This is a genomic window from Pseudomonas sp. 2(2015), from assembly GCF_000955865.1.
Classification (GTDB): Bacteria; Pseudomonadota; Gammaproteobacteria; order Pseudomonadales; family Pseudomonadaceae; genus Aquipseudomonas.
Genome location: NZ_JYOF01000020.1, coordinates 1 through 15,019 on the forward strand (window position 1 = coordinate 1; position 15,019 = coordinate 15,019).

15 protein-coding genes are annotated in these 15,019 nt (G+C 62.2%); 4 read left to right on the forward strand and 11 right to left on the reverse strand.

Translation table 11 applies throughout. The features are described from left to right. Positions 1-44: 44 nt before the first annotated feature. Both UB48_RS22745 and UB48_RS22750 read right to left on the reverse strand, forming a co-directional pair. Positions 45-839: an aminoglycoside phosphotransferase family protein gene (locus tag UB48_RS22745; RefSeq protein WP_045201205.1), complete on the reverse strand. Its 795-nt coding sequence runs from the start codon at positions 837-839 to the stop codon at positions 45-47. A 200-nt stretch (positions 840-1,039) separates the two neighbouring features. Further along, on the reverse strand, positions 1,040-1,417 hold the full coding sequence (locus UB48_RS22750; protein ID WP_045201206.1) for a DUF4440 domain-containing protein: 378 nt from the start codon (positions 1,415-1,417) through the stop codon (positions 1,040-1,042). Between the two features lie 129 nt (positions 1,418-1,546). Here UB48_RS22750 and UB48_RS22755 point away from each other — a divergent pair, with 129 nt between their 5' ends. Beyond that, positions 1,547-1,987 (forward strand): hypothetical protein, encoded by a 441-nt coding sequence (locus UB48_RS22755; RefSeq protein WP_045201207.1) that lies wholly within the window; start codon positions 1,547-1,549, stop codon positions 1,985-1,987. Between the two features lie 33 nt (positions 1,988-2,020). Continuing rightward, complete coding sequence (locus UB48_RS22760; protein ID WP_045201208.1) at positions 2,021-3,154, forward strand: aminotransferase class V-fold PLP-dependent enzyme; 1,134 nt, start codon at positions 2,021-2,023, stop codon at positions 3,152-3,154. A gap of 33 nt (positions 3,155-3,187) precedes the next feature. On the opposite strand, the gene UB48_RS22765 is transcribed toward UB48_RS22760, so the two are convergent. Both UB48_RS22765 and UB48_RS22770 read right to left on the reverse strand, forming a co-directional pair. Then, positions 3,188-4,366: a PLP-dependent aspartate aminotransferase family protein gene (locus UB48_RS22765; protein ID WP_045201209.1), complete on the reverse strand. Its 1,179-nt coding sequence runs from the start codon at positions 4,364-4,366 to the stop codon at positions 3,188-3,190. Next, a complete protein-coding gene (locus tag UB48_RS22770) occupies positions 4,363-5,745 on the reverse strand; it encodes a cystathionine beta-synthase (RefSeq protein WP_045201210.1) in 1,383 nt (460 codons plus the stop codon). The genes UB48_RS22765 and UB48_RS22770 overlap by 4 nt, the downstream gene beginning before the upstream one ends. Positions 5,746-6,047: 302 nt before the next feature. Between UB48_RS22770 and UB48_RS22775 the strand changes: the two genes are divergently transcribed. Beyond that, on the forward strand, positions 6,048-6,506 hold the full coding sequence (locus tag UB48_RS22775) for a GNAT family N-acetyltransferase (protein WP_045201211.1): 459 nt from the start codon (positions 6,048-6,050) through the stop codon (positions 6,504-6,506). 11 nt (positions 6,507-6,517) lie between these two features. Here UB48_RS22775 and UB48_RS22780 read toward each other — a convergent pair whose 3' ends face one another. From UB48_RS22780 to UB48_RS22795, 4 genes are all read right to left on the reverse strand, one after another. Further along, positions 6,518-8,965, reverse strand: a complete 2,448-nt coding sequence (locus UB48_RS22780; protein ID WP_045201212.1) for a TonB-dependent receptor — start codon at positions 8,963-8,965, stop codon at positions 6,518-6,520. A 110-nt stretch (positions 8,966-9,075) separates the two neighbouring features. Then, positions 9,076-9,999, reverse strand: coding sequence for a FecR domain-containing protein (locus tag UB48_RS22785; protein WP_045201213.1), 924 nt, complete (start codon positions 9,997-9,999; stop codon positions 9,076-9,078). Continuing rightward, on the reverse strand, positions 9,996-10,511 hold the full coding sequence (locus UB48_RS22790; RefSeq protein ID WP_045201214.1) for a sigma-70 family RNA polymerase sigma factor: 516 nt from the start codon (positions 10,509-10,511) through the stop codon (positions 9,996-9,998). The genes UB48_RS22785 and UB48_RS22790 overlap by 4 nt, the downstream gene beginning before the upstream one ends. Before the next feature lie 85 nt (positions 10,512-10,596). After that, a complete protein-coding gene (locus tag UB48_RS22795) occupies positions 10,597-11,154 on the reverse strand; it encodes a GNAT family N-acetyltransferase (RefSeq protein ID WP_045201215.1) in 558 nt (185 codons plus the stop codon). 156 nt (positions 11,155-11,310) lie between these two features. Between UB48_RS22795 and UB48_RS22800 the strand changes: the two genes are divergently transcribed. Next, entirely contained in the window at positions 11,311-12,198 is an 888-nt protein-coding gene (locus tag UB48_RS22800; RefSeq protein WP_045201216.1) for an AraC family transcriptional regulator, read from the forward strand. 201 nt (positions 12,199-12,399) lie between these two features. On the opposite strand, the gene UB48_RS22805 is transcribed toward UB48_RS22800, so the two are convergent. The 3 genes from UB48_RS22805 to UB48_RS22810 all read right to left on the reverse strand — a co-directional run bounded on the left by UB48_RS22805 (position 12,400) and on the right by UB48_RS22810 (position 14,582). Further along, a complete protein-coding gene (locus tag UB48_RS22805) occupies positions 12,400-13,272 on the reverse strand; it encodes a universal stress protein (RefSeq protein ID WP_045201217.1) in 873 nt (290 codons plus the stop codon). A 136-nt stretch (positions 13,273-13,408) separates the two neighbouring features. Continuing rightward, positions 13,409-13,654, reverse strand: a complete 246-nt coding sequence (locus UB48_RS27775) for a DUF3077 domain-containing protein (RefSeq protein WP_275560607.1) — start codon at positions 13,652-13,654, stop codon at positions 13,409-13,411. A gap of 436 nt (positions 13,655-14,090) precedes the next feature. Beyond that, positions 14,091-14,582 (reverse strand): GNAT family N-acetyltransferase, encoded by a 492-nt coding sequence (locus UB48_RS22810; RefSeq protein WP_045201218.1) that lies wholly within the window; start codon positions 14,580-14,582, stop codon positions 14,091-14,093. Between the last annotated feature and the right edge of the window lie 437 nt (positions 14,583-15,019).

Sequence of the window (15,019 nt, forward strand, 5' to 3'; positions counted from 1 at the left end):
TTAGTGCGTCCAATCCATCACATGGACCTTAGCCACTGGCCAACTCACAAACCGAGCGCCAACGCTGCAAGCTTCGCCACCTCAAGGGGGGCATCCGGCTCAATGTCGTCCTCGAGCATCCAGGCTGCTGACAACCCCGCCCATGCGAGCACCCACTGCAACAACCTGTGGCGATCAATTTCGGAGGCGTGTGCCACGACCCCTATACGGCGCTCGAAACACCCTGGAGCCAAAGCGCTTTTGCTATCCGGATTGCAGAAAATATTCGCGTAATCGAAGCCGCGCTCACCGTACAGTCCCTTAGGATCGATAGCGAGCCATCCCTTGGCGCCAAAATCCAAGACATTTCCGTGATGGATGTCGCCATGCAGTACCGTGACTTCGCGAGGTGCACCTAAAAGTTGGCGGGCGGTTTCTGCACAGTGTTCAAAGACTCCTCTGTGCGTTGTCTCTGCGCTCCATAAGGCTTCGAACCGGTTAACCAGGGGGACCAAAGCAGGCAGCGGTTTTGTACTTGGTATGTGGAGGCGGCGGACCACCGCACAGATAATACGAGTAGCCTCGTCGTCCTGGCCGCAGCTCACCATGTGCGCCAGGGAGACCGAGCCGTTCGCACGCTCCATGAGTAAGGCCTCACCGTCATGTGCCAGCACTGGAGCTGCTCCTTCACCGTCCCACCAAGCCATGAGCAGATTGCCTGCCCGCTCTTCCAGCTCTTGCGAAATTTTGAGCATGGCTGGTAGGCCGTGGTGGCGAACGGGCAGTAGATGTCCATTCAGCGAGGCGAAAGCATCACCGTCGATGGTCAGTTCCCATCGTTTCAAGTATTGATCAAACATGAATTCATTAACTTTCGCACTTTCCGGAGCAGCATTATGAATGATTGAGACGTGAGACTAAATGTCCGGTTTTGGCGGGTTGCTGCCTTCTCCGACCGGCCGCTTTGGGTCGAAAACGGCCGATCGCCACTGACCGCTATCGACCGGTTGAATCCACAACCCAAAGCGGCCACTCACCCAAGCATGGCCCCAATAGCTGATCAAATTTCTGCTGCCCTTCTCGTACCTTGGTGGAATGCCATCTGCCAATCGTCTCCCAGCCGACGCCAGATGGAGCTTCTCAAAGAATTACGGGTGCCGTTCGGGCTATCGACCGTGCACCGATAGGTGGCCAGCACCACCTTTTCGGAGAGGATACGAATCTGAAAATCGGTGATCTGACGCTGGACAAAATCCTGCACCAGCAAAGCGTCGATGGTTTGTGACCGGTTCCAGGCGATACCATCCGCACCAAACTCGACGAAGTCCTGAGCCAGCAGGCGGGTCAGCATGTCGCGATCAAGGCGAGTCTGGCGTTCAAGCAGACTCGCCTCCAGTGCGTGAATAACAGGCTCCAGGCATGCCTTCGAAATTTTCATCTAATTGACCTCTGTCTGCGATTCACCATGCCTGCGACAGGCATTGCACGACTCAACCCGGTCAAGCCGTTGTATCGGTTAGAATCCGCAGCTTATTTCAACAATGCTTGCTACACATAAGGAAGTTCCATGACAAGGATGGCTGCTGTTTTCACTTTACTGAGTTGCATGGCGTCGGCCTCGGCATTGGCGGCGTCTGATTGTCCGTTTCCGCAGGGAATGCAGGCATCCATCGGTGCGTCGAAGGAAGTCATTGCGGCCAGGCAAGCGGGCGTCGCCAAGGGTGATCTGCTCACGAGGATTTCCCCCGCGGCCGACGGGCAGATGTCCAAGATGCTAAAGAGTATCGTCGACGAGGTTTACGATTATCCGGCACTGCTGCCCGAGGTGTATGCCGCCTTCCGGTTCGAGCACTGCTTTGTTTCGCAGCAGCACGCTGAACAAGTGGCGGCCATGAAGTTTGCCGATGCCTATCCGCTGCTGAAGAAATGCGAACAGATCGACCCGCAAGGGGCTCGACCGCCTTGTGCAATGCGGGTAGTGCACACGTTGACCGGCATTCCCGAGTAATACCACTGATATCTCTGCCAAAGGAGTTACTCCATGTCAAAGCTATATCCCAGTATTGATCCTGAGGGGCTGGTCGAGTACTCGGTGGTCTACACCGACCGCTCGCTCAACCACATGTCGCAGTCATTTCAAGGCGTGATGAACAACATCTCCACGACCCTTAAACAGGTCTACAACGCCCAGGCTGTTGCGGTAGTCCCGGGCAGCGGCACGTTCGGCATGGAAGCGGTTGCGCGACAGTTTGCCAGCGCCCAGCAATGCCTGGTGATACGCAACGGCTGGTTCAGTTATCGCTGGAGCCAGATCCTTGAGATGGGCAACATCCCGGCGGCCACCACGGTGCTCAAAGCCCGGCCGCTCGACCCGGGTCGCCAGGCGGCCTACGCGCCACCCCCTCTGGACGAAGTGCTGGCAGCCATTGCGACGCACAAGCCGCAGGTTGTCTTCGCCCCTCACGTTGAAACCTCCTCAGGGATTATCCTGCCCGATGATTACCTGCGGGCCGTTGGTGATGCCGTGCATGCGGTGGGTGGCCTGTTCGTGCTGGACTGCATCGCCTCAGGCACGATTTGGGTGGATATGCACAAATGCGCAGTCGACCTGCTGATCAGCGCACCGCAAAAAGGCTGGAGCGCTTCCCCTTGCTGCGCCCTGGTGATGTTCAGCGCTTTGGCCCTCGAGCGCATCGAGCAGACGCAAAGCAGCAGCTTTGCCTGCGACCTGAAAAAGTGGCTGCAGATCATGCAGGCTTACGAGCAGGGCGGACATGCCTACCATGCGACCATGCCCAGCGATTCCCTTGCGCGATTCAACGAGGTGATGAAAGAGATGCAAGCCTACGGGTTCGACAAGCTGCGCGGCGAGCAACAGGCTCTGGGCGATCGGGTGCGCGCAATGTTGACCGGCAAAGGCATCAAAAGCGTGGCCGCCGCCGGCTTTCAGGCCCCTGGCGTGGTGGTGAGCTACACCGATGATGGCGATATCAAGAACGGCAAGAAATTTGCCGTCCAGGGCCTGCAGATCGCCGCCGGCGTGCCGCTGCAATGCGACGAGCCGGCCGACTTCCAGACCTTCCGCATCGGCCTGTTCGGGCTCGAAAAGCTGCACAATATCGAGCGCACGGTCAACACCCTCGAGCAGGCACTGGACGAGGTGATGGTGAACTAAGCCCGCTCACCCAGCCACCAGCACCCCGACCGCTCAAACCTGCGCCAGCGCCTGGGCCAGGTCAGCGCGCAGGTCGTCGACATCCTCGACCCCCACCGACAAGCGCACCAGGGCATCACCGATGCCCAGTTGCGCGCGGTTCTCTGCCGGAATGCTGGCGTGGGTCATGATCGCCGGGTGTTCGATCAGGCTTTCGACCCCGCCCAGGCTCTCGGCCAGGGCGAAGATCTGCACCGCTTCAAGAAAGCGCTTGGCGCCGGCCAGGTCGCTGTTCAGGTCAAGGGAGATCATCCCGCCAAAGCCACGCATCTGCTGGCGCGCCAGCGCGTGCTGCGGGTGCGAGGCCAGGCCCGGGTAGTAGACCCGCGCCACCTGCGGCTGACGCTCCAGCCATTGCGCAAGCTCCAGGGCATTGCTGCAGTGGCGCTCCATGCGCAGCGCCAGGGTCTTCACCCCGCGCAGGGTGAGAAAGGCGTCGAACGGCCCGGCAATGGCGCCCACCGAGTTCTGCAAAAAGCCCAGGCGCTCGGCCAGCTGCGGGTTGTTGCCGACCACGGCGATGCCGCCGATCACGTCGGAGTGGCCGTTGAGGTACTTGGTGGTCGAGTGCAGGACGATATCGAAGCCCAGCTCCAGCGGGCGCTGCACCCACGGGCTGGCGAAGGTGTTGTCGGCCACGCAGATGATGCCGCGCTGACGGCAGATGCGCGCGACCGCAGCAAGGTCGGTCAGGCGCAGCAAGGGGTTGCTCGGGGTCTCGACCCAGACCATGCGCGTGTCGGCCTCAAGCGCCGCTTCGAATGCCGAAAGGTCGGCCAGGTCGACGAAGCTGAAGCGGTGCCCGGCGCTGCGCCGGCGCACCCGTTCGAACAGGCGGAAGGTACCGCCGTACAGGTCATTGCCCGAGACCACGTGGGCGCCGGCATCGAGCAGCTCGAGCACGTTGGCGATCGCCGCCAGCCCGGAGGCGAAGGCGAACGCCTGGGTGCCGCCCTCAAGGTCCGCCACGCAGCGTTCCAGCGCCCAGCGCGTGGGGTTGTGCGAGCGGCCGTAGTCCAGGCCCTTGTGCACCCCGGGGCTTTGCTGCAAGTAGGTGGAGTTGGCGTAGATCGGCGGCATCAATGCCCCGGTGGACGGGTCTGGTGCCTGCCCGGCATGGATCACGCGGGTGGCGAAGGCGCGTGGCGCGCCGCTTTCATCGTGCTGGCTCATGGTAAGGACCTGCGTAGGTGATTGAGCAAATCGACACGGGTAATCACGCCGTAAAAGCCGGCAGCGTCTTCAATGATCGCCACCAGCCCACGGTCGAGCTCGGCCTGCAGCTGCGCCAGGCTGGCGCTGGGGGCCAGGGTTTCCAGCTTGAGCTTGGCGGTCATCGCGCTGGCCACGCTCAAGTGAAAGTGCGAAGCGTCCTGGTGCACGCCGAGCAGGATGTCGGACTCATCGATCACCCCGACCAGCTTCTGGCCGTTGACCAGCACCGGCAGTTGCGAGACATCGGCCAGGCGCATGCGCTGGAAGGCGGTGAGCAGGGTGTCGTCGGGGCCGACGCTGATCACCCGGCCATCCTCGAAACGCCGCGCGATCAGGTCGCGCAAGTCGCCATAGTGTTTGCGCGCCAGCAGGCCCTGGTCGGTCATCCACTGGTCGTTGTAGACCTTGGACAGGTAGCGGGTGCCGGTGTCGCAAACAAAGCTGACCACCCGCTTCGGTTCGGTTTGCTCGCGGCAGTAGCGCAGCGCTGCCGCCAGCAAGGTGCCGGTCGACGAGCCGCCGAGAATGCCTTCGGCGCGCAGCAGTTGGCGGGCGTGATCGAAGCTTTCTTCATCGCTGATGGAGTAGGCCTGGCGCACGCTGGAAAGGTCGGCAATCGACGGGATGAAGTCCTCGCCGATGCCCTCGACCGCCCAGGAGCCGGCCGTGCCGAGGGTGGCGCTGCGGCTGTATTCGGCGACCACCGAACCGACCGGGTCGGCCAGTATCATCGCCAGGTTCGGCTGCAGGCGGCGAAAGAAGCGGGTCAGCCCGGTCAGGGTGCCGGCCGAGCCAACGCCGACGACGATGGCATCGACATCATGCTGGGTTTGCGCCCAGATCTCCGGCGCGGTGCTGCACTCATGGGCCAGCGGGTTGGCCGGGTTGTTGAACTGGTCGGCGAAGAACGCATCGGGAATTTCCTGCGCCAGCCGCGCGGCGACATCCTGGTAATAGTCGGGATGGCCCTTGCCGACGTCGGAGCGGGTGATGTGCACCTCGGCGCCCATGGCCTTGAGGTGCAGGACCTTCTCGGTAGACATCTTGTCGGGCACCACCAGCACCACCCGGTAGCCCTTGGCGCGGCCGACCAGGGCCAGGCCCAGGCCGGTGTTGCCGGCGGTGGCCTCGACGATGGTACCGCCGGGGCGCAGGCGGCCATCGCGCTCGGCGGCGTCGATCATCGCCAGGCCGATACGGTCTTTGATCGAGCCGCCGGGGTTCTGTGATTCGAGCTTGAGAAACAGCGTGCACAGGCCGGTATCGAAGCGGCTGACACGCACCAGCGGCGTATTGCCGATCAGTTCGAGCACGGCCGGGCGGGAGTCGTTCGCCATGGAGTCACCTCGCAGCGCAGGTAAAGCCTCGCATGGAACATAGGCCGGGATTGCAACCCCTGCAACCGTCTGCAGCCAGCCGGTACTGCGAGCGCTGCGCGCTCGATCGCCGGCAAGTCCGGCTCCCACAGTGGAACTGCAAGCACCGGACCTGTGGGAGCTGGCTTGCCAGCGATGAGGCCGGTGCAGCCGGCACATTCAGATGGTAAGTGGTCTGCTCAACCATTCAAAACTGGATGGTTTAACCAAGCCATTGTCGCGCTATAAATCGCTGCAGTTTCTACCGTCACTAAGGATTGACCATGACCGCAGCACATCCCGTTGTATCGATTCGCCCCGTCACGCAACACGACTTCAAGCAATGGTGCGCGCACTGGGCCCAGTATCAGGCGTTCTACAAGGTCGACATCGGCATGCCGACCACCCAGACCACCTGGGCGCGCTTCTTCGACAGCCGCGAACCCGTGCATTGCGCGGTGGCCGCTGACGGCGAACAGGTCCACGGCTTCGTCCATTTCGTCTTCCATCGCTCGACCTGGGGCCGTAACGACTTCTGCTACCTCGAAGACCTGTACGTCTGCCCCGGCGTGCGCGGCCAGCTGCTCGGCAAGCAGCTGATCGAGTACGTGCAAGGGCAAGCGCGGGAGCACCACTGCGACCGGCTGTACTGGCACACCCAGCAATCCAATCACACCGCCCAACGGCTCTATGACTGGATTGCCGAAAAGCCTGGGGTTATCGAGTACCGAATGGCGTTGTAAGCACCTCGATTTCAGAAGCTGTACTTGGTAGAGAGCATCACATTGCGCGGTTCACCGTAGTAGCCGCTGAAGAAGGTGGTGTCCAGGGCGCTGATGTACTTCTTGTCGAACAGGTTGTTGACGTTGAGGGTGGCGCTGAGCTGCTCGCTCAGTTGGTAGCGGGCCATCAGGTTGACCACGGTGAACTGCTGTTGCCTGGCCTTGACCGTGCCCATCGCGGTGCTCGGGGTCACTGTAATGTGGGTGCCACTCTGCCAGTTGGCGCCGCCACCGACGGTCAGGCGGTTGAAGTCGCCGGGCAGGCGGTAGGTGCTCCACAGCTTGAGCATGTTGGCCGGCGCTTCAGTGTTGATGCGCTGGTCGTCGGCGTCTTCGGTGAGGCTGTGGTTGTAGCTGGCGGCGAGGTTCCAGTCCGGCAGCAGCTCGCCGTTGGCTTCGATCTCGAAGCCGCGGGTGGTGGCGCCGCTGACGGCCTTGTAGGCCGCCGAGGTGGTGCCTGGGATGACCTGGCCGGGGTCGATCACCGCCAGGTTGTCCTGCTTGATTTCATACGCCGCGATGCTGGTGTTCAGGCGACCCCCAAAGAACTCGCTCTTCAGGCCGATTTCATAGTTGTCGCCTTCGCGCGGCTCGAGGGTTGCTCCGCTGGCGTCGCGCACGCTTTGTGGCTTGTAGATGCTGGTGTAGCTGGCATACACCGAGTGAGTGTCGTTGAGGTCGTAGACCACACCGGCGTAGGGCGTGACCACGCCGCTCTCGCGGTACTGGGTGTTGCGGTTGCTGTTGGGGGTCAGCACGTATTCCATGTCGTAGTTGTACTTGTAGTCGCTGGCGCGGGCGCCAAGGATGATCGACAGCGCGTCGGTCGGGCGCAGGCGCGTGGCGATGTAGCTGCCGTTCTGGTAGATGCTGGTGTCGCCGTCATACAGCTTGCCGTTGCTGGTGTTCGGCTGTTTGGTGTAGTTGTCCCAGTCGTAGAAATTGACCGAGGTGCCTTCGATGGCGGTGCCGCGCAGGGGCGAGTGGCGGTTTTCGTAGCGGGAGAAGTTGTAGCCGACGATCAGCTCATGCTGGCGGCCGAACAACTGGAAAGGCCCCTGGGCCTGAACATCGACGCCGGTTTGCTTCTGCCAGGTACTGCCGGCGCCACCGTACAGGCGCACCCCGGCGCCGGTGTTGATGTCGGGGAAGCCCCAACTGGCGGTGGCCAGCTTGTAGTCATCGCGGTTGATGTACATCTGGTTGACGGCCACCTTCAGGCTCCAGTCGTAACCCAGCTTGTGTTCGAGGCTGGCGAAGGTGTTGAGGACATCCTGGGGGTTGCTGCTCCAGCGCGCGGCGCTGTTGGTCGAGCGCGAAAAATCGGTTTGCTGGCCGTTGCTGTAGAACAGCGGGAAGGCCACCGAGGACGAACCTTGCGGGTTGTTTTTCTGGTAGTCGGCGCCGACCGTGAGCAGGGTGCTGTCGCTCAGGTCCGCTTCAACAATCCCGTAGAAAATCTGCTTTTCCTGGGAGTAGTGGTCGACGTAGCTGTTGTTCTGCTGATAGGCCGCGACCATGCGCCCGCGCAGGTTGCCGGTCGGGGTCAGCGGGCCGGACAGGTCGAGCTCGGTGCGGTACTTGTCCCACGAGCCCAGGCCTGCCGTGAAGTGGCCCTTGAAGTCGGCGGTGGGGCGCTTGCGCACCATGTTGATGGTCGCCGATGGGTCGCCGGCACCGGTCATCAGGCCGGTGGCGCCACGCAGCACTTCGACGCGGTCGTAGATCGCCATGTCGGCAAGGCTTTGCGCCGAGACCTGGCTGACAATGTCGAGTGTGGTGGGAATGCCGTCGAACTGGTAATTGTCGACGCTGTAGCCACGCGCGTAGATGTTGAAGCGTTCGCTGCCCAGGCTCTGCACCGACAGGCCTGGGGTCTGCTTGAGCACCTCGGTAAGATCGTTGAGGCCCTGATCGTCCATGCGTTGACGGGTGACCACGCTGATCGATTGCGGTGTTTCACGTAGCGACAGCGGCAGTTTGGTGGCGGTACTGGTGATGCCGGTGGTGTACGAGCCGCTGCCTTCAGTGGTGGCGCCCAGGCCGGCGGCGTTGATGCTGGTGGCGCCGAGTTCCACGGCGGCGCTGTTGTCAGCCTTGGCCAGCACGTAGCGCTTGTCGCCGGCCTGCACCACGCGCAAGCCACTGCCTTGCAGCAGCCTGGCAAAGCCCTGGTCCAGTTCAAAATCGCCCTGCAAACCCGGCGATGACAGCCCGGCCGTGTCTTCGGAGCTGAAGGTGATCATCACACCGTTGGCTGCGGCGAACTGGCTCAGCGCCAGCGACAGGCTGCCGGCGGGGATGTCGTAGGCCTGCGCTTTGGCCCAGGCCGGCGTCAGCGCCAGCAGCGAGCCGGACAAGCCCAGGGCAAGCGCCGCGCGGTGGATGCTGCGGCCGAGAAAAGACGGTTGGAAGGACATGCAAAGGTTCCTGTTCGGGTTGGCAGGGGCTGCGTCTGATGCGCACGTGCAGGAAGAGCCGAAACAGGAATGAAAATCTGTTACCCAAACGTTGAAAATATTTTTCACCCTCAGGCCGTGCGGCTTTCCACCCGCACCCAGTAGCGCGTTACCCGGCGCAGTTGCACTGGCAGGGAGGCCTCAAGGTTGGCCAGCACCGCCTCGCTGTCATCCAGCAAAAAGGTGCCGGAAAGGCGCAAATCGGCCACATCGGCGGCGCAGCCCAGGTAGCCATGGCGATAGCGCGAGAGCTCGGCGAGCAGGTCCTGCAGTCGCCAGTCGATCGCTACCAGCAGGCCGCGGGTCCAGGCCGAGGCCTGTGCCGGCGCGCGCTGCACGGGGCCAACACGGTCGGCGGCGAAGCTCAATGTGTGCCCGGCATCAACGCGCACGGCTTGCGCGGTTGCCAGGCGTGGACGCACCTCGACGGCATGCGCCTCGACGCTCACCCGGGTGACGCCATCACCTTGGCGCACGGTAAAGCGCGTGCCCAGGGCGAGGATGCGGCCTTGGTCACTCTGCACGCTCAGGGGGCGGGCGTCCTTGGCGGTTTCGACGAGGATTTCGCCCTGGCGCAGGATGATCAACCGTTGCTGCTGATCGAAGCGCACATCGACCCGGGTATCGGTGTCGAGCACCAGCCGGCTGCCATCGGCGAGGCTCAGGCTACGCCGTTGCCCCACCCGCGTGGCGTAGTCCGCGCGCCAGGGCGAAGCCTGGTAACCCTGCCAGCCGAGCACACCGGCACCGAGCAACAGGGCGAAGGTTTTCAGCGTCGCCCGTCGCCCGTGGCGGGCCCGTTCGAGGGTGCTGGAGGCGAGGGCGCTCGGCGCCTGGGTCAGGCGTTGCTGCAGCTGTTCGATACGCTTCCAGGCCGCGGCGTGTTGCGGGTCGGCGGCCAGCCAGGCCTGCCATTGGCTGCGGGTCGCTTCGCTGACGGTGCTCTCGTGCAGGCGCACATACCAGTCCACCGCCTGGGCAAGAATGCGCTTCATGCCTCATCCAGCAGCAGGCAGTGCATCAGCGCACTGGCCAGATGTTTGCGCACCGTAGTCACCGAGACCCCGAGCCGTTCGGCGGTTTTCTCGTAGGTGAGCCCGTCCAGTTGCACGGCGAGGAAGATCTGCCGGGTGCGCGCACCGAGCCCGTCGAGCATGCGGTCGATGGCCATCAGGCTGTCGAAGATCAACGCCCGCGCCTCGGCCGATGGCGCGTGCACCTCGGGGCGCAGCGCCAGGGCTTCAAGGTAGGCTTGTTCGAGGCTGCGGCGCCGGTAGAGGTCAATCACCAGGCCACGGGCAATGGTCGCCAGGTAGCGCCGAGGCTCGAGCAAGGTGCCGGATGTGCGCGCCAGCAGGACGCGCACGAAGGTGTCCTGGGCCAGGTCCGCCGCATCGGCCGAGTTGTTCAGACGCTTGCGCAACCAGCCACGCAGCCAGCCGTTGTAATCCTGGTAAAGCGTCTGCAGGTGCTCATGGCGCTCTGTATCACAGCCTGGTGTGGACATCCCGCTCTCTCAACGACAACCAATGCGAATAGGAATTTGTCGCGATTGTAAGAGAGACAGCGGCCGCAGGGAAGCGCCGCGGTTTTCAGCGGCCTGCCGGTTGGTACTGTTGCAACCACTGCGGGTAAGTGATGCAGCTGATGTGTTCGGTCCGATAGTCCTGCAGGAACGGGTTGTATTTGTTCTCTTCGGTGTGGTGATGGCGAAAGCCACATTTCGATTGGGCAGCAAACGACTGGCTGTTGTTGGCAAAGTAGCCGCACCACAACGCCTTGAGCTTGAGGGTTTCGAAGCCGTGGCGCATCACTTCGCGCACCGCCTCCGGAACCAGGCCCTGGCCCCAGTACGGCACCCCGATCCAGTAGGCGATTTCGCCTTCCTGCTCACTGATGTCGAAGTTGCTGTTGGCGCCGATGAGAATGCCGACGCAACCCACCGCCCGCTGGTTGTCCTTGAGTTGCAGCGCATACACCTCGGGGTGACTGAACACGCTGCGAATGATCTGGGCACTGTGCTCGACACTGGTGTGCGGGGGCCAGCCGGCGATGGGGCCGACGCGCTCGTCGCTGGCGTATTCGTACAAGTCGGCGGCATCGTCGGCGTGCCAGGGGCGCAGCAGCAGCCGTGGTGTTTCCAGTCTCATGTGCGGTTCTCGGGTTGGCTTGATTCAGGTGAGACACGGTAGTGGCAAGCGGCTGATCGGCAAACAGCAGTACCTCGGCATTTTCGGTACTTTTCGAAACTTCATGGCCTGGCGTGATAGGCTCAGGCCTCTTGTACCGGGTTTGCGTGGGCCACTATGCAGCACATTCCCAAACTTTATGCGCCTGACGACTTGCTCCGCCTGGGTGACACCACGTTGGCCGAAGGGGTAGGGGTACCGCTTGCTTTCGGGCATGCCTACATGGTGCTGCTGGTGTGCCTGTCGGGACGTGCCTGCTTCACTCTCAACTTCAAGGAGCATGCAGTTCGCCGTGGCGATGTGCTGGTGCTGGCCGAGGATACTATTGCCTTGCTCACGCGTCGTTCACGCGGCTTCAAGGTGTTTTACTGCCTGATGCCCAAAGCCTTTGCGTCGGAAGTTGCCTACCCGCTGCCCAACCCCTTGTTCGTGTTTCTGCATGACCATCCCCACTGCATACCGGCCAGGGCAGAGCGGCCGCTGCTGGACGGCTGGCTGATGCACATGCGCGATATTGCCCGCAGCTGTCCCGGCTACCGGCACATCATGCTGCGCAACCAGCTGCAGACCTTCTTTTTGAAGATTGCCGAACAACTGCCCAGCCTGGAAAAAGGCCGCAGGGAATTCAGCCGCAAGGAGATGCTCAGTTGGCGCTTCTGGGAACTGATCGGCAAAAACTGCCTGCGCCACCGCGACGTGAAGTTCTATGCCGACGCGCTCAGCATCACGCCGTTCTACCTGTCACAGCTCACCAGGGCGTTTTTCAACGACAGCCCCAAAGGCCTGATCGACCGGCAAGTGACCCTGGAGATCAAGGCGCTGCTTTCATACAGCGACCTTGCGATCGGGCAGATCGCAGACAGGCTCAACTTTGCTGACGCGTCCTACCTGTGCCGCTACTTCAAGCGCCAAACCGGAGTGTCGCTGACGGGCTATCGTAGGCATGAGCAGCAAGCGGGTGGCGAGGGTTGTGGGAGCGACGGTGCGACGCCTCGACTTCACTGAATTGCGACCGCTGCGCGCCCGATCGCTGGCAAGGCCAGCTCCCACCGGTCCGGTGAGTACAGGTACATTGTGGGAGCTGGCTTGCCAGCGATGAGGCCGGTCCAGCCAGCCCAACAGGTGGCGCCTGGATCACGACCGCTGCGCGCCCGATCGCTGGCAAGGCCAGCTCCCACCGGTCCACTGTGGATGCCGGCCTACAACCTACAACGACACCAACACATCACACTGCGATTCATTCAGCACATGCTTGGTAACGCTGCCGATCAACAGCTCTTCCAGCGCGCTGTCACCCTGCTTGCCGATCACGATCAGATCGCAGTCCAGCTCCTGCTCCTTCTCGACGATCCGCCAGGCCGGGTCGCCGTGCACCACGACCTGCCGGGCATCGCCGACCCCTGCAGCTTCGCTCAAGGCCGCCAGTTGCTCCACGGCATCTTTCTTGATGACGTTGCGGTAGTGGGTGAGGGTGTCCTGGTCGATGTGGGCAAAGCGCATGCTGCCTTCAAAGGGCGCTTCATACACATGCAACAGAATGATCTCGGCCTGCGGTGCCAGCTTTTTCGCACGTTCGATGGCGCGCAGCGACGAGGGTGAAAAATCCACCGGCACCAGCACGCTGCGGTAAGCGTCGCGCGGCGCCTGCTTGACCACCAGCATCGGGCAGAGCATGCGGTTGAGCATGCGCTGCACGGTCGAGCCCAGCAGGCGCCGGGCCAGGCTCTGGCCCTTGGCCCCACACACCAACAAGTTGCTGCGTTTGTCCTGCACCACCCGGGTAATTTCAGTCACTACCGAACCGGGCGCCACCTGCACGCCCGCGCTGATCTCATAGCGCTCGAACAGCATCGTGGCCAGGGCGTGAACATTTTCGCCGGCGGTTTCCAGCACCCGGTTCAGTAAATCTTCATCGGGCACCAGCACCTGCTTCAATCGCTCGTAGGGTGCAGGGTTGGCCACATACAGCAGGTCCAGCGCCGCAGGCTGCGCCTTGCACAGCAGTGCAGCGCGCTCTGCCGCGTTGCGGGCGGAAGAAGACAGGTCGGTGGCGACCAGAACGTGGTTCAGCGGGCTCATGGGGGGCTCCTTATGCAATGCCGCGCACAGGGATCGATGGCTGAGGCCGGTGTCGATCCATTCCTTGCTTGCAGCCATCGTCTCGCGAACCAGGCCCGGCGGCTTGATTTGGGTCAAAGGAGTAGGGAAGGCAACGCTACAGCACGGGATAAGCGGGCCGCATCGGCGGCCCAGAGCAACCCGCGCACCTTGGCATCGATCCGCTCACAGGCGTGCGCGTTGGTCTGGTAGGCGCTTTGAGCAGGGTGGAGGTGTGGATCAGCGCGTCTTCGGACGAGACACCGGCACGCACAGCGAACAGCGGATCGTGGCTGCCATTGCAGGAGCCGAAGGTGGTGCTGGTTTGGGTGCTGAGGGGTGGATCGGGGACGGGTTTGGTCATGGTGGTGCTCCTTCGTAGGAAGGATCCGCCACCGCCTGCCGCCAAGCAGGGAAGGGTGACGGACTACGCAAGGTTGGCGGACCGGTACGAAGGGACCCGGCACTTCCGAAGAAGTCCATGCGCAGCCCGTCATAAAGCATCATCGCGGGCACAAAAAAAGCGCCTGCGAGGGTGATTGTGGGGCGCTTTGCGCCTTCGTTCCGGACCGCCAAGCCCGAGTCGCTGAATTTGCAGCGACTGGGGGAGGGTAACGGGGTTGGGGTGGGGATTCAAGCTGGGATTCTGAATGAGGGCATTTGGCCCTTTACAATTTCTGCAGTTCGCCACCGGCCGCTTTGGGGCGTCAGCGATTAGTCGTGATCGGCTGCTTTCGACCCGAAGCAGCCTTTCATCAACAGCTAGAATCGGCGACCAGGCTCCTAGATAGGCAGTCAAATCACGAAACGGTTTTTGCCATCTCAGATGTATTCGCCCAGCCCAGTCCTTCATACACCGGCTTGCCGGCCTTGGTCGCGTGTAGCACGGCAAAACTCATTCCGCGTTGCGCAAATTCGGCTTCAGCCAACTTCATCAGGGTTGAAGCCAGGCCCCGGCGCCGGTAAGCAGGTTCGACGAAAACATTTAGCACATAGCCGCGCTGGTCTAAGGCCGGATGGGACGGATGAGGTGGCCAGTCGATAGTCATCAGACCTATCGCCGCCACAGGCTGCCCCGTGTCCATCAGCGCAAAACCGTAGTAGCGGCCATCGAATAGGCGCTGGTGCAACCAGGGCCGGAAGTGCTCAGTCATCACCCGCAACTCCGATGGGTCTCCTCCCGCCTCAAGGAACATCGTTTCACGGTGCACACAAATGATCTCACGGTCATTTGGCCCTAGCCGACGGGCCGTCAAGCCTGAAAAATCGATGTTGCCGGGAATATCTTTCATCGTATGCACCTGGACGGAGCGGCCGATGGTAGGGCGGTCAATAGGAGAATGTTAGACACAGATTGAATAAAAACGCGCCATACAGCGATCGCGGCGCACGCATCCGCTGTTCAACGGATACGCTACGACTTCAACGCTGGTCATGGCATATACGCCCTAGAGCGTAGCTAAGCACTCCGAAGCTGTTGACAGGGACGACATTGTTGGATGATTGTTTTTGACCGCTTTTGGCCGATTGCTTCCTTTCGCCACCGGCAGCTTTGGGTCGATTACAGCCCTTCACGATAGGTGGCTTCTCGGCCACTCTAACCAAGAGAGCAGCGGCTATCCGCCGGCTCCCAGGCCAGCGATCAAGAAACCCGGCACGCATGACGGCGCCCCACGCCCAGCCGCCACAACCAAAAGAAGTGCCGCAGAGTCAGCCCCCCTGCCAACAA